Source organism: Parasphingomonas halimpatiens (assembly GCF_036663795.1).
Classification (GTDB): domain Bacteria; phylum Pseudomonadota; class Alphaproteobacteria; order Sphingomonadales; family Sphingomonadaceae; genus Sphingomonas.
Window position 1 is genome coordinate 42,197 of sequence record NZ_JAXOJP010000026.1, and the last position, 22,573, is coordinate 64,769.

25 protein-coding genes and 1 tRNA gene are annotated in these 22,573 nt (G+C 66.9%); 8 read left to right on the top strand and 18 right to left on the bottom strand.

Annotated elements, in window-relative coordinates; translation table 11 throughout:
* The first annotated feature begins 4 nt into the window (after nucleotides 1–4).
* Both U1839_RS20125 and U1839_RS20130 read left to right on the top strand, forming a co-directional pair.
* Entirely contained in the window at nucleotides 5–667 is a 663-nt protein-coding gene (locus U1839_RS20125) for a biotin--[acetyl-CoA-carboxylase] ligase (RefSeq protein ID WP_443030645.1), read from the top strand.
* Between the two features lie 12 nt (nucleotides 668–679).
* The gene (locus U1839_RS20130; RefSeq protein ID WP_332805365.1) at nucleotides 680–1,459 is read left to right on the top strand and encodes a type III pantothenate kinase; all 780 of its coding nucleotides are present in this window, start codon (nucleotides 680–682) and stop codon (nucleotides 1,457–1,459) included.
* Between the two features lie 176 nt (nucleotides 1,460–1,635).
* Here U1839_RS20130 and U1839_RS20135 read toward each other — a convergent pair whose 3' ends face one another.
* The 10 genes from U1839_RS20135 to U1839_RS20180 all read right to left on the bottom strand — a co-directional run bounded on the left by U1839_RS20135 (nucleotide 1,636) and on the right by U1839_RS20180 (nucleotide 11,304).
* Nucleotides 1,636–2,955 (bottom strand): bifunctional folylpolyglutamate synthase/dihydrofolate synthase, encoded by a 1,320-nt coding sequence (locus tag U1839_RS20135; protein WP_332805366.1) that lies wholly within the window; start codon nucleotides 2,953–2,955, stop codon nucleotides 1,636–1,638.
* A 126-nt stretch (nucleotides 2,956–3,081) separates the two neighbouring features.
* On the bottom strand, nucleotides 3,082–3,930 hold the full coding sequence (accD, locus tag U1839_RS20140; RefSeq protein WP_332805367.1) for an acetyl-CoA carboxylase, carboxyltransferase subunit beta: 849 nt from the start codon (nucleotides 3,928–3,930) through the stop codon (nucleotides 3,082–3,084).
* Nucleotides 3,927–4,727 carry a tryptophan synthase subunit alpha gene (trpA, locus tag U1839_RS20145; protein ID WP_332805368.1) on the bottom strand — a complete coding sequence of 267 codons (801 nt, stop codon included), beginning with the start codon at nucleotides 4,725–4,727 and terminating at the stop codon, nucleotides 3,927–3,929. The genes accD and trpA overlap by 4 nt, the downstream gene beginning before the upstream one ends.
* Nucleotides 4,724–5,191: an endonuclease domain-containing protein gene (locus U1839_RS20150; RefSeq protein ID WP_332805369.1), complete on the bottom strand. Its 468-nt coding sequence runs from the start codon at nucleotides 5,189–5,191 to the stop codon at nucleotides 4,724–4,726. The genes trpA and U1839_RS20150 overlap by 4 nt, the downstream gene beginning before the upstream one ends.
* Before the next feature lie 58 nt (nucleotides 5,192–5,249).
* A complete protein-coding gene (gene trpB / locus U1839_RS20155; protein ID WP_332805370.1) occupies nucleotides 5,250–6,479 on the bottom strand; it encodes a tryptophan synthase subunit beta in 1,230 nt (409 codons plus the stop codon).
* A gap of 70 nt (nucleotides 6,480–6,549) precedes the next feature.
* On the bottom strand, nucleotides 6,550–7,185 hold the full coding sequence (locus U1839_RS20160) for a phosphoribosylanthranilate isomerase (RefSeq protein ID WP_332805371.1): 636 nt from the start codon (nucleotides 7,183–7,185) through the stop codon (nucleotides 6,550–6,552).
* A gap of 51 nt (nucleotides 7,186–7,236) precedes the next feature.
* Nucleotides 7,237–7,926, bottom strand: a complete 690-nt coding sequence (gene pyrF / locus U1839_RS20165) for an orotidine-5'-phosphate decarboxylase (RefSeq protein WP_332805372.1) — start codon at nucleotides 7,924–7,926, stop codon at nucleotides 7,237–7,239.
* Entirely contained in the window at nucleotides 7,926–8,276 is a 351-nt protein-coding gene (locus tag U1839_RS20170; protein WP_332805373.1) for a lipopolysaccharide assembly protein LapA domain-containing protein, read from the bottom strand. Before U1839_RS20170 ends, pyrF begins: the two co-directional genes overlap by 1 nt.
* 38 nt (nucleotides 8,277–8,314) lie before the next feature.
* Nucleotides 8,315–10,609: a patatin-like protein gene (locus tag U1839_RS20175; protein WP_332805374.1), complete on the bottom strand. Its 2,295-nt coding sequence runs from the start codon at nucleotides 10,607–10,609 to the stop codon at nucleotides 8,315–8,317.
* On the bottom strand, nucleotides 10,609–11,304 hold the full coding sequence (locus tag U1839_RS20180) for an endonuclease/exonuclease/phosphatase family protein (protein WP_332805375.1): 696 nt from the start codon (nucleotides 11,302–11,304) through the stop codon (nucleotides 10,609–10,611). The genes U1839_RS20175 and U1839_RS20180 overlap by 1 nt, the downstream gene beginning before the upstream one ends.
* A 129-nt stretch (nucleotides 11,305–11,433) precedes the next feature.
* Here U1839_RS20180 and U1839_RS20185 point away from each other — a divergent pair, with 129 nt between their 5' ends.
* Nucleotides 11,434–11,688: a PqqD family protein gene (locus tag U1839_RS20185; RefSeq protein WP_332805376.1), complete on the top strand. Its 255-nt coding sequence runs from the start codon at nucleotides 11,434–11,436 to the stop codon at nucleotides 11,686–11,688.
* Between the two features lie 4 nt (nucleotides 11,689–11,692).
* Here U1839_RS20185 and U1839_RS20190 read toward each other — a convergent pair whose 3' ends face one another.
* From U1839_RS20190 to U1839_RS20220, 7 genes are all read right to left on the bottom strand, one after another.
* Nucleotides 11,693–12,613 (bottom strand): hypothetical protein, encoded by a 921-nt coding sequence (locus tag U1839_RS20190; RefSeq protein WP_332805377.1) that lies wholly within the window; start codon nucleotides 12,611–12,613, stop codon nucleotides 11,693–11,695.
* Nucleotides 12,601–13,086, bottom strand: coding sequence for a lasso peptide biosynthesis B2 protein (locus U1839_RS20195; protein WP_332805378.1), 486 nt, complete (start codon nucleotides 13,084–13,086; stop codon nucleotides 12,601–12,603). The genes U1839_RS20190 and U1839_RS20195 overlap by 13 nt, the downstream gene beginning before the upstream one ends.
* Nucleotides 13,083–14,288, bottom strand: coding sequence for a nucleotidyltransferase family protein (locus U1839_RS20200; protein ID WP_332805379.1), 1,206 nt, complete (start codon nucleotides 14,286–14,288; stop codon nucleotides 13,083–13,085). Before U1839_RS20200 ends, U1839_RS20195 begins: the two co-directional genes overlap by 4 nt.
* A 21-nt stretch (nucleotides 14,289–14,309) precedes the next feature.
* Nucleotides 14,310–14,385, bottom strand: a tRNA-Thr gene (locus U1839_RS20205).
* A gap of 18 nt (nucleotides 14,386–14,403) precedes the next feature.
* On the bottom strand, nucleotides 14,404–15,258 hold the full coding sequence (locus U1839_RS20210) for a hypothetical protein (RefSeq protein ID WP_332805380.1): 855 nt from the start codon (nucleotides 15,256–15,258) through the stop codon (nucleotides 14,404–14,406).
* The gene (locus tag U1839_RS20215; RefSeq protein ID WP_332805381.1) at nucleotides 15,255–15,605 is read right to left on the bottom strand and encodes an MmcQ/YjbR family DNA-binding protein; all 351 of its coding nucleotides are present in this window, start codon (nucleotides 15,603–15,605) and stop codon (nucleotides 15,255–15,257) included. The genes U1839_RS20210 and U1839_RS20215 overlap by 4 nt, the downstream gene beginning before the upstream one ends.
* Nucleotides 15,602–16,915: a replication-associated recombination protein A gene (locus tag U1839_RS20220; RefSeq protein ID WP_332805382.1), complete on the bottom strand. Its 1,314-nt coding sequence runs from the start codon at nucleotides 16,913–16,915 to the stop codon at nucleotides 15,602–15,604. Before U1839_RS20220 ends, U1839_RS20215 begins: the two co-directional genes overlap by 4 nt.
* Nucleotides 16,916–17,014: 99 nt before the next feature.
* On the opposite strand from U1839_RS20220, the gene U1839_RS20225 reads away from it, so the two are divergent.
* Together U1839_RS20225 and U1839_RS20230 are read left to right on the top strand one after the other, a co-directional pair.
* The gene (locus U1839_RS20225) at nucleotides 17,015–17,611 is read left to right on the top strand and encodes a PadR family transcriptional regulator (RefSeq protein WP_332805383.1); all 597 of its coding nucleotides are present in this window, start codon (nucleotides 17,015–17,017) and stop codon (nucleotides 17,609–17,611) included.
* 81 nt (nucleotides 17,612–17,692) lie between these two features.
* The gene (locus U1839_RS20230; protein ID WP_332805384.1) at nucleotides 17,693–18,013 is read left to right on the top strand and encodes a DUF2218 domain-containing protein; all 321 of its coding nucleotides are present in this window, start codon (nucleotides 17,693–17,695) and stop codon (nucleotides 18,011–18,013) included.
* Nucleotides 18,014–18,025: 12 nt separating this feature from the next.
* Here the strand turns inward: U1839_RS20230 and U1839_RS20235 are convergent, their stop codons facing one another.
* Nucleotides 18,026–19,243, bottom strand: coding sequence for a glycosyltransferase family 4 protein (locus tag U1839_RS20235; RefSeq protein ID WP_332805401.1), 1,218 nt, complete (start codon nucleotides 19,241–19,243; stop codon nucleotides 18,026–18,028).
* Between the two features lie 67 nt (nucleotides 19,244–19,310).
* Here U1839_RS20235 and U1839_RS20240 point away from each other — a divergent pair, with 67 nt between their 5' ends.
* The 3 genes from U1839_RS20240 (at nucleotide 19,311) to radA (ending at nucleotide 22,544) form a co-directional block, all read left to right on the top strand.
* Nucleotides 19,311–20,015, top strand: a complete 705-nt coding sequence (locus tag U1839_RS20240; protein ID WP_332805385.1) for a glutathione S-transferase family protein — start codon at nucleotides 19,311–19,313, stop codon at nucleotides 20,013–20,015.
* A 79-nt stretch (nucleotides 20,016–20,094) separates the two neighbouring features.
* On the top strand, nucleotides 20,095–21,117 hold the full coding sequence (locus tag U1839_RS20245; RefSeq protein WP_332805386.1) for an amidohydrolase family protein: 1,023 nt from the start codon (nucleotides 20,095–20,097) through the stop codon (nucleotides 21,115–21,117).
* A 50-nt stretch (nucleotides 21,118–21,167) separates the two neighbouring features.
* Nucleotides 21,168–22,544: a DNA repair protein RadA gene (gene radA / locus U1839_RS20250; protein WP_332805387.1), complete on the top strand. Its 1,377-nt coding sequence runs from the start codon at nucleotides 21,168–21,170 to the stop codon at nucleotides 22,542–22,544.
* The last annotated feature ends 29 nt before the right edge of the window (nucleotides 22,545–22,573 follow it).

Here is a 22,573-nt window from a genome sequence, read left to right on the forward strand (position 1 = left end):
CGATGTGATTGCGCTCGCCCGCGCCGGGGCCGAGGAAGGGCTCTGGCTACGTGCCGAACAGCAGAGCGGCGGGCGCGGGCGCCAGGGGCGCGACTGGGCCTCGCCGCCGGGCAATCTCTACGCCAGCACGCTCGTTCGCCTGCGCCCGAGCGATCCGTCTCCCGCAACGCTGGCGCTGGTCGCCGCGGTGGCACTCGACGAGGCGGCGCGTGTCTGGCTCGACGATAGTATTCCGCTCCGGATCAAATGGCCCAATGATCTGCTGATCGGCGCCGCCAAGCTGTCGGGCATCCTGCTCGAACGTGCCGACGACGCGGTGGTGATCGGCTTCGGCGTCAACCTCGCCTTTCATCCCGAATTGCCCGATCGCCCGACGACGAGTCTTGCCGCGCACGGTGCGATCGTCGGCGCGGGAGATTTTCTCGAAGCGCTCGCCGAGAGTTTCTCGCGCTGGCTCGGCAAATGGCGGGGCGAGGGGCTCGCGCCGATACGGTTGCGCTGGATGGAGCGCGCCCATGCCCCGGGCACCGCGCTCAACGTTCGCCTGCCAGATGGCAGCGCGATTGATGGCCTGTTCGACCGGCTCGATGCCGATGGCGCGCTCATCCTGCGCTTGGCGGACGGCACCACCCGTGTCATTCACGCCGCCGACGTCTTCCTGCTCTAAAAGGGTTTCGCGATGCTGCTCGCCATCGATGCCGGCAACACCAATGTGGTCTTCGCGCTGGTCGACGACAGCCGCGTCATCAAGGCGCGCTGGCGCATCGCCACCGACCCGCGCCGCACCGCCGACGAATATGCCGTCTGGCTCAGCCAGTTGCTCAGCCTGGAGGGGTATGACCGCAAGCAGGTGACCGGCGTGATCATCGCCACCGTAGTGCCGCGCGCGCTCCACAACCTCCAGGTCCTGGCGAGCAAATATTTCGGCAGCGAGGCGCTGATCGCCGGCCAGGCGCCGGTCGAATGGGGCATGCAGCTCGACGTCGAGGAACCGCATGCGGTCGGCGCCGACCGCGCGGTAACGATGATCGCGGCGCATGCGCTTTATCCCGGCGACCTGATCACGATCGATTTCGGCACCGCGACGACCTTCGACTTTTCCGATTTCAAGGGCGCCTATAAGGGCGGCATCATCGCGCCGGGCATCAACCTGTCGCTCGATGCGCTGGTGACGGCGGCAGCCAAGCTGCCGCGCATTGCGATCGAGGCGCCGAGTTCGGCCAGCGTGATCGGGCGCGACACCGTCAGCCAGATGCATATCGGCATCTATTGGGGCTATGTCGCGATGATCGAGGGCCTTGTCGCGCGGATGAAGGCCGAGGTCGGCCGCCCGGTGACGGTGATCGCGACCGGCGGGCTGGCGACCCTGTTCGAGAAACAGACCGATGTGTTCGACCATGTCGAGCCCGATCTCACCATCCAGGGCCTCGCGTTGATGTGGGAACGCGCCAGGCGCTGATAGGTGAGTGGCCCGAAGCCACTTCGGTTGCCGATCGAACCGACACCCCCCGTTCGTTTCGAGCGAAGTCGAGAAACCTGGCGGAGCGCTTGTTGCTGTTTCTCGACTTCGCTCGAAACGAACGGGTTTAGCTAAAGCCATCCCGCCTATGCACTTCAATCGTCACGGAAGTAACTTTATGTGGGCAACTGGTCGTTGGCTGCGAGCACCGCGCCGGCCAGATAGAGTGATCCCAAAACCAGCACGGTAAGCGGCCCGTCGGCGCGCGCGGCCAGCGCCGCCAGTGCCGCGCGGACGTCATCGGCCGTCCCGGTTGCGGGGATGCCAAGCGCTGCCGCGCTTTCCACCAGGGTGGCGGGCGCATGATGCTCGTGGTCAGGCACCGGCACGGCGGTCAGGCTCGCGGCGAGCGGCGCGATCGGACCCAGCAAGCCGGCGGCGTCCTTGTTCGACAGCATGCCGAGAATGAGGTGTAGCGGCACGTGGCCCGTTGCGGCGAGGCTGCGCGCGATCGCGGCGCCGGCCGCCGGATTGTGTCCGCCATCAAGCCATAAGGTGCTGCCACCGGGCAACAGGTCGGTCAGCGGTCCCGGTGCCAGAAGCTGCATCCGCGCCGGCCACTGCGCACTGACCGCTGCAGCGGCAAAGGCTTCGGGTGGTATCGTCAGCAGCGACTGGTGGCGCAGCATCGCGATGGCGAGCGCGAGATTTTCCGGCTGATGCGTGCCGGCCAGCGTCGGCAACGGGGTCGAGATCTTGTCGGCAGCGTCCTTGTAGACGAGATGATCGGGTTCGACCGAAAATAGCCACTTTCCCCCGGCAGCCGCGACCGGCGCTCCTGCGGCGCGCGCTGCCAGCGTGATGCGCTTCTCGACATTGGGCGGATAGCGCATCGTGACCAGCGGCACGCCGGGCTTGGCAATGCCGGCTTTCTCCCCGGCGATCTCCTCGATCGTTTCGCCGAGGAACGACTGGTGATCGACGCCGAGTTGCGCGATGCCGGTAACCAGCGGCCGGGGAATGACATTGGTCGCATCGAGTCTTCCACCAAGTCCGACCTCGATGATGCAGGCGTCGGCAGGCGTGTCTGCGAAGGCGAGGAAGGCGGCGGCGGTCGTCACCTCGAAGAAACTCGCACCGATCCCTTCGGCTTGATCGAGAACACTCTCGAGCAATTGGGCAAGGCGCTCGTCGGCGATCAGCTGCCCGCCGATGCGGATGCGCTCGTTGAAACGCACGAGATGCGGGCTGGTGTAGCTGTGGCACGTCAGCCCCGCCGCTTCGATCGCGGCGCGCAGGAACGCGCAGGTCGATCCCTTGCCGTTGGTGCCCGCGACATGCAGCACCGGCGGCAAGCGCTCCTGCGGGTTGCCGAGCCGGTCGAGCAGGGCGGTGATGCGCTCGAGCCCGAGAATGTCGGCGCCCGGCGACAGCGCCCAGAGCCGGTCGAGCTGCGCCTGGACGGCGGGGTGTGAGGAAGAAGCGGAGTCGGCCAAGTTAATCTCCCCTCCCGCCTGCTGGAGGGGCAGGGGGTGGGCTCGCGCTCGCCGCGAGCGTTGCGCTGGGTATAGACCGGGTGCCCACCCCCCGGCCCCCTCCCGCAAGCGAGAGGGGGAGAATCATCACGCCGCCTGCTTTACGCACAGATAGTCGATCAGCTTCGCCAGCGTGTCGCGCAGGTCGCGGCGATGCTTCACCATGTCGAGCATGCCATGTTCGAGCAGATATTCGGCGCGCTGGAAGCCTTCGGGCAGTTTCTCGCGGATCGTCTGCTCGATCACGCGCTGGCCGGCAAAACCGATCAGCGCGCCGGGTTCGGCGATCTGAACGTCGCCGAGCATCGCATAGCTGGCGGTCACCCCGCCGGTGGTCGGGTCAGTCAGCACTACGATATAGGGCAGGCCGGCATCGTGGAGCATCTGGATCGCAACCGTCGCGCGCGGCATCTGCATCAGCGACAGGATGCCTTCCTGCATGCGCGCACCGCCGGCAGCGGTGAAGATGATATAGGGGCAGCCATCGCTGATCGCGTTCTCGACGCCGCGCACGAACGCCTCGCCGACCGCCATGCCCATCGAGCCGCCCATGAAGGCGAAATCCTGCCCGCCGACGATCGCACGGCGCCCGTCGATCGCGCCGCGTGCGGTGATCAGTGCGTCGCCCTCAGCGGTAGCCGCGCGCGCCGCCTTGATGCGGTCGACATAACGCTTGGTGTCGCGAAACTTAAGCGGATCGTCCTGCACCGTGGGCAGGGGCACGATCGTGAAGCCGGGATCGAAGATCTGCCGGAACCGCACCAGCGGACCGATGCGCTCATGATGCTCGCAATGCGGGCAGACATGGAGATTTTCCTCCAGTTCCTTGACGAACACCATCTGCCCGCATCCCTTGCACTTGTGCCAGAGATTGTCGGGCGTTTCCTTCTTGGCGACGAACGCGAGCGCGTTGCGGACGTTGGTGAGCCAGCTCATGCGATTTCCTTGCTGGTGTCGCGGATCGCGACGGCGAGCGATTCGATATAGGCACGCACCGGCCCGGGCGCATCCTCGCCGTGCTGGCCGACCAGTTCGACGATCGCCGAGCCGACCACCACCCCGTCAGCGACGCGCGCGATCTGCGCGGCCTGTTGCGGCGTGCGGATGCCGAAGCCGACCGCGACAGGCAGGTCGGTCGCCGCCTTCAACGCCGCGACGGCATTGTCGATCGAGCCTTGCGCGGCCTGTTGCAGCCCGGTGATCCCGGCGACCGAGACATAATAGAGGAACCCGCTCGCGCCATCGAGGACGGTGGGCAGGCGTGCCGCATCGGTGGTCGGGGTGGCGAGGCGGATCAGGTCGATTCCGGCCGCGCGCAGTTCAGGGCCGAGCGCATCATCTTCCTCGGGCGGAATGTCGACGCAGATCACGCCGTCGACCCCGGCCTTGGCGGCATGCTCGGCAAACCAGGCGGGGCCGCGCCGCGTCATCGGGTTGGCATAGCCCATCAGCACCAGCGGCGTGTCGGGGTGCCGCGCGCGAAACGCCGTGGCGATGGCGAGAATGTCGGCGGTGGTCGTACCGGACGCAAGGCTGCGCAGATTTGCCGCCTGGATCGCCGGGCCATCGGCCATTGGATCGGTGAAAGGCATGCCCAGCTCGATCACATCGGCGCCGCCGGCGACGATCGCGTCGAGGATGGCGCCGGTCGCACCGCGATGCGGGTCACCCGCCGTGACGAAGGCGACGAGGGCTGGGTGGCCCTTGGCGAAGGCGGCGGAGAGGCGGGTCATCTAGCCCTCTCCCCTTCAGGGGAGTTCGGCTGCGCGACAAGGTGCGGCATGCTCCCAGCATGCCGCAGATCGTGCCGGGGGCCCGATCGACCTTGTCGCGCTGCCGAACTGGTTGGGAGAGGGGGAGTGGCGATAAGACTCTCCAAGTGAGTCAGCACGCCCTCCAAATTCTCCATCACGTCCGAATTGGCAAAACGAACCACACGATATCCTTGAGCTTCGAGGAAGCGTGATCGATTCGCATCCTCATGTTCCCGACCGGCGTGCGTGTCGCCGTCGATCTCTACGACCAACATCGGATCGCGCGATGCGAAATCGACGATGTAGGGGCCGATCACCTTTTGGTTGTGAAATTTTACGCCGCCGAAGCGCTTGGCGCGAAGAGCGAGCCACATGCGAAGTTCGGGCTCTGACGGCTCGCTGCGCATCGCCTTGGCGCGCTTGATCAACTCGGGGTCACGCACGGAACTGCCCCTCTCCCAACCCTCTCCCCTGAAGGGGAGAGGGCTTTTTGGCCCGCGCTCATATCTTCGTCCCCAACGCCTCGGCCACGGTGAAGATGTCCTTGTCGCCGCGGCCGCACAGATTGGCGAGGATCACCTGGTCGCGGTCCATCGTGCGCGCGACCTTGGCGACGGCGGCGATGGCGTGGCTCGGTTCGAGCGCGGGGATGATGCCCTCGGTGCGGCACAGCAGCTGGAAGGCGTCGAGCGCCTCGACATCGGTCGCACTGGTATAATCGACACGGCCGATCTCGCGCAGCCAGGCGTGTTCGGGTCCGATGCCGGGATAGTCGAGCCCGGCCGAGATCGAATGCGCCTCGGTGATCTGGCCGTCCTCGTCCTGCAGCAGGAAGGTCTTGTTGCCATGAAGGATGCCGGGTGCCCCGCCGGCGAGGCTCGCGGCATGTTCCTTGTCGAGCCCGTGCCCGGCCGCTTCGACGCCGAGCATCCTGACGCCCGGATCGTCGAGAAAGGGGTGGAACAGGCCGATCGCGTTCGATCCGCCGCCGATCGCCGCGACCAGCAGGTCGGGCAGCTTGCCGGTGCGCTTGAGCATCTGCTCGCGCGCCTCGCGGCCGATCACGCTCTGAAAGTCGCGCACCAGCTCGGGATAGGGGTGCGGGCCGGCCGCGGTGCCGATGATGTAAAAGGTGTCGTGGACATTGGCGACCCAGTCGCGCAGCGCCTCGTTCATCGCGTCCTTGAGCGTGTTGGCGCCCGAGGTCACCGGGATCACCTCCGCGCCGAGCAGCTTCATGCGGAACACGTTGGGCTGCTGCCGCTCGACGTCCTTGGCGCCCATATAGATGACGCAGGGCAGGCCGAAGCGCGCGCATACCGTCGCGGTGGCGACGCCGTGCTGGCCGGCACCGGTCTCGGCGATGATCCGCGTCTTGCCCATGCGCATGGCAAGCAGGATCTGGCCGACGCAATTGTTGATCTTGTGCGCGCCGGTATGGTTGAGTTCGTCGCGCTTGAACCAGATCTCGGCACCCTTGCCGGCGGGCGCGCCGTCGCGCAGCGCCTCGGTCAGCCGTTCGGCATAATAAAGCGGCGAGGGCCGGCCGACATAATGTTCGAGCAGATCGTCGAACTGGGCGTGGAAGCCGGGATCTTCCTTCGCCGCGCGATAGGCGGCTTCCAGTTCGAGGATCAGCGGCATCAGCGTCTCGGCGACATAGCGGCCGCCGAAATCGCCGAAATGCCCGCGATCGTCGGGCTGGGCGCGATATGAGTTGGGGGTGTTCATGACGCGGTCGCTTTAGCAGGTGCGCGGCGTGCGCCAACCCTGTTCGATCGGGGTGCCCGCCGGGCGCCAATCAGCGCGCGGCGACGGCCTCAAGAAAGGCCGCGATCTTGCCGCTGTCCTTGATCCCGGGTTCGCGCTCGACGCCCGACGACACGTCGACCAGCGTCGCGCCGGTCTGGCGGATCGCATCGCCGACGTTGAGCGGATCGAGCCCGCCCGACAGCGCCCAGGGCAGGGGATGACGAAAGCCTTCGAGCAGTGTCCAGTCGAAGCGCACGCCCATGCCGCCGGGCAATGCGGCGCCGGGCGGGGTCTTGGCATCGTACAGGATGCGATCGACCGCACCGCCAAAGCCCCGCGCCGCGTCGAGGTCGGTTCGGGTCTTGACCGCGACAGCGCCCCATATCTCCAGTCCGGTCTTCGCCCGGATCGCCGAAGCGCGCGGTGGTGTGACCTTGTGAAGTTGCAGAACTTCGAGCTGGCCAGCGGCAGTTGCCGCCTCGATCGTCGCATCATCGGGATCGACGAAAACACCGACGCGGCTGACATGGCCCGGCACGCGCGCCGCGAGTTGCGCGGCGCGCTCGCGGCTAAGATGGCGCGGCGAGGCGAGGTGGAAGACGAAGCCGACATGGCTCGCCCCGCCACGAATCGCGGCGTCGACCGTCTCGGGTGTCGAGAGGCCGCAGATCTTTGCGCTGGTCATTAGAGAGCCCGTAGACGGTTGGCGCGCGTGGGCAAAGCCCGAGTCGGTCGCCTACAGCGTCGCTTCGATCTCGCGTGCGGCGTGATCCGGGTCCGCTGCCTGGGTGATCGGCCGGCCGACGACGATGATCGATGCGCCGGCATCGAGCGCGGCGCGTGGGGTGACGACGCGCTTCTGGTCGCCGCCAAACTGGCTCAAGGCACTGCCGTTGGCGGGCCGCACGCCGGGGACGACGAAGAACCCCTTGGGCCACAGCTTGCGCGCCGCGGCGACCTCCTCGCCCGAGCAGACGATGCCATCGACGCCCGAATCCATCGCCAGCTCGGCCAGTCGCACGACCTGGTCGTGCGCGCTGCCGCGGATGCCGGTGGTGGCGAGATCGCTATCGTCGAGGCTGGTCAGCATCGTCACCGCGACGACCTTGGTGCCGGTCGGCGCAGCGGCCTTGGCGTCTTCCATCATCGCCCGCCCACCGGCGGCGTGGACGGTGAGGATCGCCGGGGCGAGCGGGCGCAGTGCCTGGATCGCCTTGGCAACGGTGTTGGGAATGTCGTGCAGCTTGAGGTCGAGGAAGATCGGCAGGCCGAGTTCGGCCATGTCGTGCACGCCCGTACGGCCATTGGCCATGAAGAATTCGAGCCCGAGCTTGATGCCGCCGACATGATGGCGGACCTTGGTCGCGAGCATCCGCGCTTTTTCCAGATCCGGCGTGTCGAGCGCGACGAAGATGCGGTTGCTCATCAGAGCAACGCCCCGGGTGGCGGCGCTGGCGTCGCGACGACGATCGGCATCGCTTCAGGCGCCCCGTCGGGGACCAGCGCCGGGGCGGGCGCGGACAGCGTGCTGCGCAGATCGTTGATCGCACGCTCGGTCGTCGACAGGCGGTTGCGCAGCCGCCAGCGGACCGTGCTGTAATAGAGCATGGTCGGCAGCAAGCCGGCGAGAAAGGTGAGCAGCAGCAGCAGCGGCAGGTTCACGTCGGCGATCAGGCCGCCCCATAGATGGATCGGCACATTGGTCCAGTTGCCGATCGTGAAGATCGCCGCGACGAACGCGAGCAGGCACCAGAACAGGATCTTGAGGAACTGCATAACCCGACGCTAACCGGGTTGCGCCCGATATGCCAGCCTCAGCCGATCTCGCGCCTGATCGTCTCGATCAATTCCGGGACGGCGGTAAGTTTCGGCGCTTCCTCGTCGAGGATCGCGAGGAAGGCGGCGCGCTTGATCGCGGCGACGCGCGCGGCGGGCAGCATCGCAGCGGCGTCGAGCGTCGAGAGCGTGATGTCGATCATCCGTTCGGCGCCGTGCAGCCGGCCCCACAGATAGTCGTTCTCGCGATAGGCGCGGCTGAAGAAGGCGCCGAAGGTGTTGAACTGGATACCCTTCAGTGTCGCCGCGGCACCGCCGGCGCGGATCGACCGGGCATCGTCGGGCGCGATGCGGTCGACCTTGATCGGGTCGAACTCGTCGAGTCCTTCGCCCTGCAGCATCGGCAGCGTCGCGACATCATAATAGGGAAAGCCGAGATAGGTCAGCAGGATCGGGCGCTTGACGTCGCGCGCCAGCCCGTCGAGCGCGGTGGCGAAGCGCGCTTCGGTCGCGCGGTCGATGCCGTTCATGTTGAGCGACAGCGCGATCTTGTCGAGCAGCGGCCCGGCATCGCCGCGCATCAGGCGGACATCGCGGCGCAGATGGGCGTGGCGCTCGGTCCGCTTGCACTCGAGATAATCGGCCAGCGACAGATAGATCGCCTCACGGATCGGTTCGAGATCGGCCTCCTCATGCTCGGATTCGAGTTCCGACAGGCGCCGCGCGAGCAGGCGCATGCGACGGATGCGGAATCCGAGGTCGTAGGACAGCAGGAAATCGATCGCCTCCTTGCTGCCGCCGCCCGAAAAACTCGACGTCATCTGGTCGAATCCGCGCGCCGCGACCGCCGCGTCGACCGCACTGCGGATCTGCTGCCAGCGCTCCGGGCCGAGTTCGCCGCCGGCGTGGTAGAGCAACTGCGCGATACCCTCGACCACGCCGGACAGTTTGAGTCGGCCATAGGCGGCATAGCTGTAGCCGGCGGCCTTGGCGGCGGCATGCTGCGCCTTGTTGCGCCACGCGGCGAGCCGCGACGGGGTCGGCGAATCGAGGAACAGGGTATAGTCGAACAGTGATTCTACCGCGCTTTCGACCTCGCTGCGGATGCCGGCGATGATCGAGCGCATGCTTTCGATGCGGCGCGATTTTTCGGCGATCGCCTCGAGATTGTCGCGGATCGGCTGCTGGCGCGGCAGCTCGGAGATCGCGCCGATGATCGTCTGGAAGAAGCCGGGCGATTCGGCCGAGGTGTCGCCGAGATGGATCTTCACCCCCGGCTGCGGGTCGATATAGACGAAGCGCCGGTCGATTTCGCGGCGCGCCGGACGCTCGCGCAGCGCGTCGATCGCCGGGCGAAACGGCGCGTTGGCGAGCACCGAACCGTCGATCAGCACCGTCGATTCGGCCGCCTGAGCGGCGCTGTGCTGCGGCAGGATCCGTTCGAGAAACGCCATGCGCCCGGGCCATTCGACCTTGCGCTTGCGCAGCACGGCATCGAGTTCGGCGATGGTGAAAGGGGGGAATGCACCGGGAAAGCTCGACGTCGCCCGCGCGGCATAGGCGAGCTCGGCCGGGTGGGCGAGCGTGTCGCGCCGCTCGCCGCGATCGCCATAGGATGCGATGAGCCGGTGCTCGGTTTCGATCACCTCGGGCGGGGAGTTGAGCTTGAGCCGTTCGGGGTGCCCGCGAAAATCGGTCATCGTCACGAACAGGTCGAGCGGCTGGCCGGGCGGCAGCAGCCGCGCGCCGCGCTCGCTCGCCGCCATCGCGTCGAGCGCGTCGAGCAACAGGCCGGTGAACAATTCGCCGCCGAACGGCGGCTCGAACCAGCGCGAGCGGATGAAGTGCGACAGCTTCGCATGCACCTCGGCGCGCGTGCCGGGTTCGACCAGTGCATCGACGCTGGTGCCGCTGCGCCGCGCCGCCATCCAGGTCAACGGCATCGCCCAGGCCTTGGAGAAGCGCGACTTGGGCGCCTGGGTCGGGTCGACCAGCGCCTCGACATCGGCCGAATCGAGCCATAATTTTGTCAGGGGTTCAAGCGACTGGCCGGTCGATATCGCCTGGGCGAGAAACACCCCGTTGATGCCGCCGGCGCTGGCCCCGGCGACGATGTCGATGAGCACGCGCAGGCGCAGATTGCTGTGCTGCTCGATCTCCTGGAGCAGCGCGTGGTAGACGGCCTGACTGCCCGATTGCGGGGTTTCGTCGCCGTGAAACGCCTGGCTGGCGCGCGCGAGCCGCCAGATCTCCTTGGTGATGCCGTGCATGTAGACGGCCAGGCTGATGCCGCCGTAGCAGACCAAAGCGAGGCGGAGTTCCTTCTCGCGCATCAGTGACTTTCCAGCTCGGCCCAGATCGGCAGATGGTCGGAGGCGCGCCGTGATATCGCGCTGCTGTGCACGCCGCAATCGACGACCCGCAGGTCGGGCGTGTGCATGATGCGGTCGAGCGCGGCGACCGGGCGGCGGACGTGGAAGCTCGGCCCCGTAGCGGCGAAACGGAAATGATGGGCGAAGTCGCGCAGGCATCCGGCGTGCGCGCTCCATTCGTTGAGGTCGCCCATCATCACGGTCGGGTGTCGCAGACCGTCGGCCTGGACATGGGTGATGATCGAATGCGCCTGGCGCCGCCGCCGCAGGCCCGACAGGTCGAGGTGCATACCAACGACACGGACGACCGCGCCGCCGCTGTCGATATCCGCCGATACCGCGCCGCGCGGTTCGAGCGCGGGCAGGTGGATGACGTTGGTGGCGATGACGCGCGCTTCCTTGCGCACCAGCAGCGCATTGCCGTGCCAGCCCATGCTCGCCGGCCGATCGCCCACTGCGATCGCTTTCCACGGGCTGTGCTCGGCGAGCAATTGCGGGTCGATGACGCAAAGCCTGGGACCGAAACGGCGGTCGGCTTCCTGCAGCGCGATGATATCGGCATCGATCTCGCGCAGCACGTCGAGAATGCGCCGCGGGTCGCGACGACGGTCGAGGCCGATGCCCTTGTGGATATTGTAGCTGGCGACCTTGATCATCGGCTGTCGTTAAATCCCGGTCGAGCGTTGCGGTTCCTATCGGGCCGTTTCGATGGGGAGGCAATCGCGCCGCGCGATTTGCGGATTCGGTGCGACGCGCTAGAGCGCACGGCACGCGGGGAGTTAATCGTGACGCTAACCATTCCAGACCATGTCTCGTGGCAAAATGTGCCCGGCGAGCTTGCCTTGTTCGACGTGCGCGACGGTCGTTATCATGTGCTCAACGGCACTGCCGCCGATATCTGGCGCGGCATCGCTTCGGGCGGAGACGTGTCGGCGATCGTCGCGACGCTGAGCGCGCGGCATGGCGTATCGGAGGGCGAGGTCGCGGCGGCGGTGGCGGATTTCATCGCGACGGCGCGCGACAAGGGGATCCTGGCCTGACGGCTCAGACCAGGCTGGCAAGCAGATCGGTCACGGCGGGTAGCGCGCCGTATCCGCTGGGATAGGTCAGCTTGACGGGGCGTGCCCCGGCCAGCATCTGAACCAGCCGATGGACCGCATTGGTACGTGGCGCTGTCGGGTCGAGCGCGATGAGTTGGCGTGTCGCACGTCGCACCGCGTCGCGGATCGGCATCGGCTCGAGGCGCGGCGCCATGGCCTCGTTACTGCGCTCGAGGAACACCACCGCGTGAAGTCGCGCGGGGTCCGCGTCCGGGCGATCTTCGGGTTCGAAGCGAAGCTTGTCGTCATAACCCGGCATCGCCAGGCAGCGCGCGGGCTCGAGATCGAGCGCCGCGCGTGTGTCGGGCCACAGGCAGACGCCGGTCGCGCCGGGGTAGACCACGGGCGTGGCATCGTCGAAGCGGATGATCGTCATGTCGTCGCTGGCGATCGACCAGCCGGCCTGCGCGAGCGCGGCGGTGAGGGTCGATTTGCCGGCGCCGGATTCGCCGAACAACAAGATCGCGCCGCCGTCGCGGATCAAGGCGGCGCCATGCACCGTGAGCGCGCCGGTTTCGATCGCCAGCCGCGGCAATATGCGGCGGGTGAGCACATCGATCGCGGCCGGTGTCGGCGCCTCGTCGCCAGCGTAAACGTCGAGTCGGGAGATAGCGGGGTCGATGATGAAGGTGCCGTCGAACCGCGAGCTGAAATGCCAGGCATCGCCAATCCGTCCGAGCTTCAGCGAATAGCGCCCCGTCCAGGTGAACACATCGCGATCGGCGCGCGGCGCGCTACCCTGATGGAACAGAAGGTCGAGATGATGTCCCTCGCCGATGTGGTCGACGCGCCGCGCGCCGGCGAGCGCGATCGTGGAGTCGATCGCCAGGCCGCCGAACCGATAGCGATAGGTCAGGCGATGCACGCGATCTCGGTGAATTTGTCTTCGACGGGATAGCCCGTCACCTCGACGCCGGCGGCATCGACCCACGCATGGGCGGCGAGCGTCAGCGCTTCGCCCCGTCGCGTGCCGAAATGAATCACGCTGGCAATGCCACGGCGCGCCAGCATCGCCTTGGCCGCCATCGCCTGCGGCAGGCACACAGCCTTGAATGGCACGTGCCGTGCGGCCCGGGTTACCGCCCAGCCAACCATGGCCGCAATCGCCTCTTCATCGGGGCGGGCCGGCTTGAAGTTAGCGCGGGCCTGGCCAGGCGCCACGAAGCCGCCGAGCCGCCGCGCGATCTGCGGAAAGGGCTGGGTGGCGAGCTGTAAACGCGCTGCCGCGAGATTCCAGATCGCCTCGGCGAGCAACATGCGCTCACGATGGCCGACCTGGCGTGAGCGATTGACGCGGTGGCGCCACATCTTCCAGCGCTGGCGCAGGCGGAGGCTCATTGGCCCTTCTCCGCTCGCGGTTCGGCGACCAGGCCGACGCGGCGGCCGAGCCACAGCGGCAGGCGCAGGAGCGGATAGAGGAAATAGAGCGCTGGCGGCGCCTTGCTGCGGTAAAGGTCGGTCTGAATGAACAAGGTCCAACGCAACATCTCGAAATAATATTGCGGTCCGCCCGCCATCAGCAATTGGACCAGCAGCAAAAGGCGCTGGCCACCGCGCCATGTGGTCAGCTCCGCGCCACCATCGGCAGGGATCATTAGCCGACGACACAGATCTGCCAGCATGCGGACGCGGCGCGAACGTCGCAATTGCGCGACGAACGCTGCATCGAGCGGCAGCGCGAGCAGCTCCGCACAGAGCAGCAGCGACACCGCGGAGCAGCGTCCCGCACCCAGTTGCTCGGCATGCGCGTGGAGCTTCGCGATCGTCGCGGCATCGAGCGGCGCGAGCAGGGCGTTGAGATCGGCGAGCCATTTGAGCCGCGACCAGCCATCGCCGGTGCCGTGCACGACGAGATAGGCATAGAGATCGGGCAGCGCGAGCGTCTCGACCGTGACCTCGCCCGACAAAACTACCTTCTGGCGGGGCGCGTTCGCGGTGACGGTTGGCAATAGCGCGCGATTGCCGAACATCCGCCAGTGCAGCTCGAGCTGCGGATAGGGACCCGGCCGGCGCATCGCGACATCCTTGCCATAATGCGTCAGCATGGCGCGCTGGGCCGGGCTGAGCTGCGTCGCCGGGAAGGTGATGCGGTAGCCATCCGCCTCGAGCAGCGCGATCACGTCCTGCGCATGCTCGGGCAGGATCAGCAGGTCGATATCCTTGCTGTGCTTGAGCGCGATCGTTCCATACACCAGCGCGGCGAGCGCGGCGCCCTTGACGGTCACGACCGGATAGCCTGCGTTCCCGATCAGCTGCATCAAGCGGGCGGTCTCGGCGGCGCCGGTCATGCTGCTGCGAATGATTCCGGCCGCGCTGTGCCCGATCGCCGGACCCGCCGGCGGTGGCACTGCGGCGCCAGCCGCCTTGAGCGCGCCGTGCACCAGTCCCGCAACGCGTTGCCGCCGAACGACGCGTTGCAACCGTGCGCCATCGCTGACGCGCGCCGCCGCCGCCCGCACCGCCGCGTCGCGCGCGGCCGAAGGCGGCCAGCGGCAGGCCGCGGCGACAAGGGCAAAGTCAGGATCGTCGGTCGTCGGCAAGCGGGTTTCCGTGGTTGATCCTGGTGCCGGTTGCAGGAATCGAACCCGCGACCTTCGGTTTACAAAACCGCTGCTCTACCAGCTGAGCTAAACCGGCACGTTGACTGCAAATGCGTCAGACGACGCCGAAGGTCCAGCCCTCGCTTTGCGCAATCTCGCGCGAAAGGGTCGATGGATGCCAGAGTTCGGCACGATTCGCGTTGGCGCGCAGCCATGCTGCGGTGAGGATCACATCGGTGGCATGGTCGGTGTAACGCGCGAGCGGGCGGTGCGGCTGGCTGCCGATGACGGCCAGCGCGGCATCTAGCGACTCGCCGTCGCGCAGCTTGCTCAAGCCCTTGCGCATGCCCGCGGCACGTGCGGCGATGGCGGTGTAGATCTCGACGACCAGCGCGCCGCGATCGGGCACGCGGTCGAACGGCCACACCGCAATGTCATGGCCGAGATGATGGAGTAGGCGCATCCCGGCAAAACTCGCCTTGGCGACCTGTGCCGCGCCGATCGCATCATAGACGGTCGACGGTTTGCCGCCGCCCTGCGCATTGTAGCGCGCCTCGCAGCGGCGGAAGTGCATGAAGCGCGCCTTGGGGCCGTCTGCCGCGCCGAGATAGAAATGCGAGCCTCGACGTGATTCGAGGAACGAGGCTGCGCCGAGATCGGCATCGGCGCAGCGTGCGTCGACATAGGCCCAGAAGGCGCGCGCGGTGTGCGGTGTGTCCTCGCCCGGCAGATAGGCACCGCGCTCGACCAGCGGCGGCGCGAAGCTGAAGTCGAATCCGGCGAGCAGCGGCGTGTCGCGTTGATCCCTGAGCCAGTGGAGCACCTCCTGGCGCGACCAGGCGCCGTGTGGCGGCTCGACCAGCGTCGGTGCCGCGTTACCGACCTCGCACACCGCCAATGCGATGCCGGGATGCCGCACGCCTTTCGCGCCCGACCAGTCGATCGCCGCGAAGCGCGTGAAGCGACTCACTTCTTCTTGCGCGGCTTTACCGGCTTCTTCGCCGCGACCCAGTCGCGCGACCGCGCGATGATCGCACGGACGCGGTTCGGATCGGGGCTGTCGTATCGCACCAGGACCCCGGGCCAGCCCTCATAATGCGGCGTCTGCCAGAAGGTGTCCGGGTCAGTTTCCTTGAGCATCTCCACGGTGTCGAGATCGATCGCGAGCCCGAACGAACTCTGTCCCTCGCGACCGGTGAACAGGAAGGCGCGGCCGTTCGACACGATCTTGACTGCCGGGCTGCCATAGCTGGTCGAAAGCTCGGTGTCGGGCAGCGACCGCGCAAAGGCGACGGCGGCATCCCAATCGATCGTCATTCCCCGCGCTCCTTGAGCTCCGCCCACCACGCCATGCGCTCGGCGATGCGCTTTTCCACCCCGCGATCGGTCGGCTTGTAGAAAGTCTGCGGGCTCATTTCCTCGGGCCAGTAGTTCGACCCCGAATAGCCTTCCGCCGTATCATGGTCATAGGCATAGCCCTTGCCGTAGCCGATATCCTTCATCAGCCGGGTCGGTGCGTTGAGGATGTTCTTGGGCGGCATCAGCGAGCCCGTTTCCTTCGCGCTGCGCCATGCGGCGCTCGCGGCCTTGTAGGCGGCGTTCGATTTGGGCGCGACGGCGCAATAGAGACACGCCTGGACGATCGCCAGTTCGCCCTCGGGCGAGCCGAGAAACTCATAGGCATCCTTGGCGGCGAGGCACTGCACCAATGCCTGCGGGTCGGCGAGCCCGATATCCTCGCTGGCGAAGCGCGTGATCCGCCGCAGCACATAGAGCGGCTCCTCGCCCGCGGTCAGCATGCGCGCGAGATAGTAGAGCGAGGCCTGTGGGTCCGACCCGCGCATCGCCTTGTGGAGTGCGGAAATGAGGTTGTAATGTCCCTCTCGGTCCTTGTCGTAGACCGCGACGCGGCGTTGCAGGAAGGCCGACAGCCCGGCGGGATCGAGCGGTTCGGGCAGCGCGACAGAATAGAGCGTCTCGACCTGGTTGAGCAGGAAGCGCCCGTCGCCATCGGCGCTGGCCAGCATCGCGTCGCGCGCCTCGGCGGTGAGGGGCAGGGGGCGGCCTTCGATTTCCTCGGCGCGGGCGACCAGCTTTTCCAGCGCGGCGCGGTCGAGCCGGTGGAGGATCAGCACCTGCGCGCGGCTGAGCAGGGCGGCATTGAGTTCGAAGGACGGATTCTCGGTCGTCGCGCCGACCAACGTCACCGTGCCGTCCTCGACATTGGGCAGGAAGCCATCCTGCTGCGCACGATTGAAGCGATGGATCTCGTCGACGAACAACAAGGTGCGCTTGCCGATCCGCGCATGGTCGCGCGCCTCGGCGAACGCCTTTTTCAGGTCGGCGACGCCCGAGAACACCGCCGAGATCGCGGTGAAGCGCAGGCCGACCGCGTCGGCCAGCAACCGCGCGATCGTCGTCTTGCCGGTGCCCGGCGGTCCCCACAGGATCATCGACGACAGCCGGCCGGCACTGACCATCCGCCCGATCGCGCCTTCGGGGCCGGTAAGATGCTCCTGCCCTACCACCTGGTCGAGCGCGGCGGGGCGCAGGCGCTCGGCCAGCGGCGCGTCGGCGGCGAGGGCGGTCGTCGCAGGGAGATCGTCTGCAGCAAAGAGGTCGGCCATGCGCCCTAGATAGGCTGCGCGAACAATTTTTGCAGCGGGGCTTGTCAAGAACGGTCAAAGATATATCTTAGTGCCATCATGACATATGAAAGGACTAAGATGTTTCATGGATTACGCGGCGGCCATCATGGCCGCCATTGCGGGCCGCGCGGCGGATCGCGCCATTGGGGCCCATTCGAGGTGCGGTGGGAATTCGATCCCGAATCCGCACGTGGCGGTCGCGGCGGCGGCGGCCGGCGCCGGATGTTCGACGGCGGTGAGCTTCGGCTCGTGCTGCTCAAGCTGATCGCCGACGAGCCGCGCCACGGCTACGACCTGATCCGCCAGATCGAGGAGATCACCGGCGGCGCCTATGCGCCGAGCCCGGGCATCGTCTATCCGACGCTGACCTTGCTCGATGAGATGGGTTTGATCGGCGAACGTCAGACCGAAGGCGCGAAGAAGCTGTTCGCGGTCACCGAGGCCGGGACGACGCATCTCGAAGAGAATGCTGAACTGGTAGCCGCGCTGATGACCCGGCTCGCCGAAGTCGGTGCAGAACGCGCGCGTGGCGACAATAGCTCGGTGCGGCGCGCGATGATGAACCTGCGCGCGGTGTTGCAGAACCGGCTCGCCGCCGGCGATGTCGATGCCGAAACGCTGCACGCCGCGGTCGCGTTGATCGACGAGGCGGCGCAGAAGATCGAACGGCTGTAATCCGGGTGCGAACCCGCTTGCAGATCCTTCGCCGGCGGCTGGGTCTTCCCGCCGCCGGCACTCCTTCAGGAAATCCCGACCATGACCCTGTCAGCAACAGCCTCGGTCCCGACCGAGAGCGCGAGCAAATATCTCCAGCAATTGTGCAAGCACTGGCAGCACAATCTCGCGGTTGAGTTCACCGCCGACCATGGCACCGTGGTCTTCCCCAAGGACGCGCGCGGCGCGGATTGGCCGGGCGATGCGCTGGTCACCTTCGACGCGGGCGACGCAGCGCTGGCGGTGCGGATCGACGCCAGTGTCGAAACACAACTCGAAGGGTTGAAGGGCGCGGTTGCGCGCCATCTCGATCGGTTCGCCTTTCGCGAGGCGCCGCTGCCCTTCGATTGGCAGGGCGCGTAACGTCTCGCGCGATCAGCCCTTTTCGGTGACCCCCGACGCGCCGGCCGCGAAAGCGGGTCGCGGCGACAGGCTTTCGCGCAAGGCTGCCTTGCGCGTCATCGTTTCGATATAGGCGTCGAGCGCGGACTCGTTGATGTCGTCCCAGTGATAGCGCTCGGCCTTGGCGTGCCCCGCCGCGCCGAGCCGGTCGCGCAACCCGGGTTCGGTGACGATGCGGGCGATCGCGGCGGCATAGCCTTCGATATTGGCAGGATCGATCAGAAAGCCGGTCTCGCCGTCTTCGACCAGGTCGACCGTGCCGGTGGCATAGGCGGCGACGACCGGCACGCTCGACGCCATCGCTTCGAGCGTGACGTTGCCGAAGGTCTCGGTAACGCTCGGGTTGAAGAACACGTCCATCGAGGCGACCGCGCGGCCGAGATTGTCGCCCGACTGGAAGCCGGCGAAAACAGCGTCGGGCACGCGCTCGGCGAACCATTCGCGCGCTGGGCCTTCGCCGACGACGAGGACCTTGTGCTTGATTCCGCGCCGCTCCAGCGCCGCGATCACGTCGGCGAACACGCCGAGGCCCTTTTCCAGCACCAGCCGGCCGAGAAAGCCGACCGCGATCTCGTCGTCGGCGATGCCGAGCATCCGTCGCCAGCCGAGATCGCGCCGTGCCGGATTGAAACGCGAATGGCTGACGCCGCGCGACCAGATCCGCATCGGCGTGGTAACACCCCAGTCGCGCAGCAGGTCGGTCATGCTCTGACAGGTGGTCAGCGCGGTATCGACCCGGTTGTAGAAGCGCGTCAGCCCCCAGATCACCATGGGCTCGAGAAAGCCGACCCCGTAATAACGCGGATAGGTGTCGAACCGGGTATGGACCGAGGCGACGATCGGGATGTCGCGTTGGCGCGCCCAGGTCACCGCGCGGTGGCCGAGAAATTCGGGCGCGGAGACGTGCACCAGATTGGGGGCGAAGGCCGCGAGGTCGCGCTTGATCACTGCCGGGAGCCACCGACCCAGCTTATACTCACCGCGCCCGCCGGGCACGGCGAAGGCCGGGACGCTGACCAGATCGCCGGTCGGCGGAAAGGCAGGGCGCGGGATGGTCGGCGAATAGATCCGCACCTTAACGCCGCGCTTGAGCAGATGCCCAACGAGCAGGTTCAGCGACTGGTTCGCCCCGTCGCGGACATAATTATAGTTGCCGCTGAAAAGGGCAACGCGCAGGTCGGACGGCAGCATGATGTGCCGGCCATAGCGCTGTGATTGCGGCGTTACTATGTCACCGCCGTTGCTGCGGAGAATCGACATGACCGACCTGACCTCCTTTCCGATCACGCGGCGCTGGCCGGCGCGGCATCCCGAGCGCATCCAGCTCTATTCGCTGCCGACGCCCAATGGCGTGAAAGCGTCGATCATGCTTGAAGAAACCGGCCTCGCTTATGAGCCGCATCTCGTCGATTTCGCGACCGACGACCAGAAGACCCCCGAATTCGTCAGCCTCAACCCCAACGGCAAGATCCCGGCGATGATCGATCCCGATGGCCCCGGCGGCAAGTCGATCGGCCTGTTCGAATCCGGCGCGATCCTGCTCTACCTCGCGGACAAGACCGGCAGGTTCATCCCCGCCGACCCCGCCGGGCGCTGGCACGCGATCCAGTGGGTGATGTTCCAGATGGGCGGGGTCGGGCCGATGTTCGGCCAGCTCGGCTTTTTCAACAAGTTCGCCGGCAAGGATTGGGAGGACAAGCGCCCGCTCGAGCGATATCTCGCCGAAACCAAGCGTTTGCTGGGTGTCATGGACAAACAACTCGAGGGTGGTGACTGGTTTCTCGGCGCCGATTATTCGATCGCCGACATCTCGATGCTCGGTTGGGTGCGCAATCTCATCGGCTTCTACGAAGCGCGTGAACTGGTCGGGTTCGACGACTACGCCAATGTCGCGGCATGGCTGGAGCGCGGCCTAGCGCGACCGGCGGTGCAGCGTGGTCTGGGCATTCCGGCAAGGTCCTGATCCTCGCTCATCGACGGCTTGACTCTCGGACCCCACTTTCTCAGCGTCGTGGCGGTCGAGGGGCGACAGGGGGGACGTGATGCACAGGATGATGTTGGTGGCCGCCATGGCGATGTTGCTCGCCATGGTGCCGGTGCCGTCGGTCGCGCGCGAGCCGATCCTCGACGTCCACCTTCACGCACCGGCGGCCGATGATCAGGGTCCGCCGCCGCTGGCGATGTGCACGCCGCTGTCGCCAATGCCTCGCTGGGATCAGGACAAGCCCTATCCGGTGGCGCTGATCGATTACTTCAAGCATCCGCTGTGCAAGGATCCAGTCTGGTCGCCCAAGACCGACGATGAAATCATGACCCGGACGCTCGCCATTATGGCGAAACACAACATCATCGGGGTGGTCAGCGGCAGTTACCGACGAGTGATGGCGTGGCGCAAGCAAGCGCCCGAGCGCGTCCTTCCCGGCCTGATTCCCGATGATGCCGCGATGGCCGATGCAGCGGCGATGACCAGGGAATTCGGCACGGCGAAAAAGGCCGGCGACGTCACCGTGATCGGCGAGATCGGCGCCCAATATATGGGCATCGCGCCGAACGACCCCCGGCTCGAAGGTTTGTGGACGACGGCCGAGGCGGTGGACCTGCCGGTTGCGCTGCATGTCGGACCGGGCCCGCCCGGCGCGGCCTATCTCCCGGGTCTGGGGTATCGCGCGCGGATGAGCAGCCCCTTGCTGCTCGAGGATGTGCTGGTGAAGCATCCCAAGCTGCGCCTCGACGTGATGCATGCCGGCTTCCCGATGCTCGATGACACGCTCGCGCTGCTCTACGCCCACCCGCAGGTCTATGTGGACCTCGGCGTGATCGCCTATACGCAGCCGCGCCCGGCCTTTTACCGATACCTCCAGGCGCTGGTCGATGCCGGCTTTGGCGACCGGATCATGTTCGGGTCCGATCAGATGGTGTGGCCCGAGACGATCGAGCGCGCGATCGACGCGATCGAACAGGCGCCGTTTCTCAGCGAGGCGCAGAAGCGCGACATCTTCTACAACAATGCCGCGCGCTTTCTGCGCCTCGATGCCGCGACGATCGCGCGACATCATGCGATGTAGACGCAGCTTGCCTGTTCCCTAATCGTTCCGATTTCGTTAAGCTCCCGCGCATGGCCAAGATCCAGAAGCGCTATGTCTGCCAATCCTGCGGTTCGGTGTCGCACCGCTGGGCGGGGCAGTGCGCCGATTGTGCCGAATGGAACACGCTGGTCGAGGAGGCCGGCGGCGGCAATGTCACGCCGTTCCAGGCCAAGCACAATCTCCAGTCGGGCGGGCGTGCGGTGGTGATGGTCGGGCTCGATGCCGAGATCGCGCTGCCCGACCGGATGCCGAGCGGCATCGCCGAACTCGACCGCGCGCTGGGCGGCGGTTTCGTCGAGGCGTCGGCGACGCTGATCGGTGGCGATCCCGGCATCGGCAAGTCGACCTTGCTGTTGCAGGCGGCGGCTAAGATGGCGCTGGCCGGGCTGCCCGTTGCCTATGTCTCGGGCGAGGAAGCGGCGGACCAGGTGCGGCTGCGCGCGCGGCGGCTCGGGCTGGGCAATGCGCCGGTCCAGCTCGCCGCGGCAACCTCGGTGCGCGATATCCTCACCACGCTGGGGCAGGGGCGTCCGCCGGCGCTGCTGGTGATCGATTCGATCCAGACGATGCACAGCGACCTGATCGAGGGCGCGCCCGGCACCGTCAGCCAGGTTCGCGCCTCGGCGCAGGAGCTGATTCGTTTCGCCAAGGAGCGCGGCACTGCGGTAGTGCTGGTCGGTCACGTCACCAAGGACGGCAGCATCGCCGGCCCACGTGTGCTCGAGCATATGGTCGATACCGTGCTCAGCTTCGAGGGCGAACGCAGCCATCAATATCGCATCCTGCGCGCGATCAAGAACCGCTTCGGCGGCACCGACGAGATCGGCGTGTTCGCGATGCAGACGGAAGGGCTGGCCGAGGTCGCCAATCCGTCGGCGCTGTTCCTCACCCAGCGCGAGGAGGGCGTCACCGGCACCACGGTGTTTCCCGCCCTCGAAGGCACGCGCCCGGTGCTGGTCGAGATCCAGGCACTGGTCGTCCGCCTCGCCTCGGGCGCAACGCCGAGGCGGGCGGTGGTCGGCTGGGACTCGGGGCGGCTGGCGATGGTGCTGGCGGTGCTGGAGGCGCGCTGTGGGCTCAGTTTCTCGGCCTGCGAAGTCTATCTCAACATTGCCGGCGGCTATCGCGTGCAGGATCCCGCCGCCGATCTCGCGGTCGCGGCGGCGCTGGTGTCGGCGCTGAGCGAGCGTCCCGTCCCGGTCGATGCCGTGGCCTTTGGCGAGATCGCGCTGTCGGGCGAGATCCGCCCCGTGGCGCACGGGCCGCTGCGGCTCAAGGAAGCGGGCAAGCTCGGCTTCGAGCGTGCGCTGGTTCCCTCGGCCATGACGGGCGACAAGAGCGGCCTGAGCCTCACCGGCTTTCGCACGCTGGGCGGTTTCGTCGACCATATGCTAGGGCGCGGGTAGCGTCGCTCGGCTTAGGGCCCTATCTGTCG

Excerpts from the sequence above, each read along its gene's own strand:
- U1839_RS20130 (WP_332805365.1), top strand. The coding sequence starts at position 680 with ATGCTGCTCGCCATCGATGCCGGCAACACCAATGTGGTCTTCGCGCTG.
- accD (WP_332805367.1), bottom strand. The coding sequence starts at position 3,930 with ATGAGCTGGCTCACCAACGTCCGCAACGCGCTCGCGTTCGTCGCCAAG.
- trpA (WP_332805368.1), bottom strand. The coding sequence starts at position 4,727 with ATGACCCGCCTCTCCGCCGCCTTCGCCAAGGGCCACCCAGCCCTCGTC.
- trpB (WP_332805370.1), bottom strand. The coding sequence starts at position 6,479 with ATGAACACCCCCAACTCATATCGCGCCCAGCCCGACGATCGCGGGCAT.
- U1839_RS20160 (WP_332805371.1), bottom strand. The coding sequence starts at position 7,185 with ATGACCAGCGCAAAGATCTGCGGCCTCTCGACACCCGAGACGGTCGAC.
- pyrF (WP_332805372.1), bottom strand. The coding sequence starts at position 7,926 with ATGAGCAACCGCATCTTCGTCGCGCTCGACACGCCGGATCTGGAAAAA.
- U1839_RS20170 (WP_332805373.1), bottom strand. The coding sequence starts at position 8,276 with ATGCAGTTCCTCAAGATCCTGTTCTGGTGCCTGCTCGCGTTCGTCGCG.
- U1839_RS20175 (WP_332805374.1), bottom strand. The coding sequence starts at position 10,609 with ATGCGCGAGAAGGAACTCCGCCTCGCTTTGGTCTGCTACGGCGGCATC.
- U1839_RS20180 (WP_332805375.1), bottom strand. The coding sequence starts at position 11,304 with ATGATCAAGGTCGCCAGCTACAATATCCACAAGGGCATCGGCCTCGAC.
- U1839_RS20195 (WP_332805378.1), bottom strand. The coding sequence starts at position 13,086 with ATGAGCCTCCGCCTGCGCCAGCGCTGGAAGATGTGGCGCCACCGCGTC.
- U1839_RS20215 (WP_332805381.1), bottom strand. The coding sequence starts at position 15,605 with ATGACGATCGATTGGGATGCCGCCGTCGCCTTTGCGCGGTCGCTGCCC.
- U1839_RS20220 (WP_332805382.1), bottom strand. The coding sequence starts at position 16,915 with ATGGCCGACCTCTTTGCTGCAGACGATCTCCCTGCGACGACCGCCCTC.
- U1839_RS20225 (WP_332805383.1), top strand. The coding sequence starts at position 17,015 with ATGTTTCATGGATTACGCGGCGGCCATCATGGCCGCCATTGCGGGCCG.
- U1839_RS20230 (WP_332805384.1), top strand. The coding sequence starts at position 17,693 with ATGACCCTGTCAGCAACAGCCTCGGTCCCGACCGAGAGCGCGAGCAAA.
- U1839_RS20235 (WP_332805401.1), bottom strand. The coding sequence starts at position 19,243 with ATGCTGCCGTCCGACCTGCGCGTTGCCCTTTTCAGCGGCAACTATAAT.
- U1839_RS20240 (WP_332805385.1), top strand. The coding sequence starts at position 19,311 with ATGACCGACCTGACCTCCTTTCCGATCACGCGGCGCTGGCCGGCGCGG.
- U1839_RS20245 (WP_332805386.1), top strand. The coding sequence starts at position 20,095 with ATGCACAGGATGATGTTGGTGGCCGCCATGGCGATGTTGCTCGCCATG.
- radA (WP_332805387.1), top strand. The coding sequence starts at position 21,168 with ATGGCCAAGATCCAGAAGCGCTATGTCTGCCAATCCTGCGGTTCGGTG.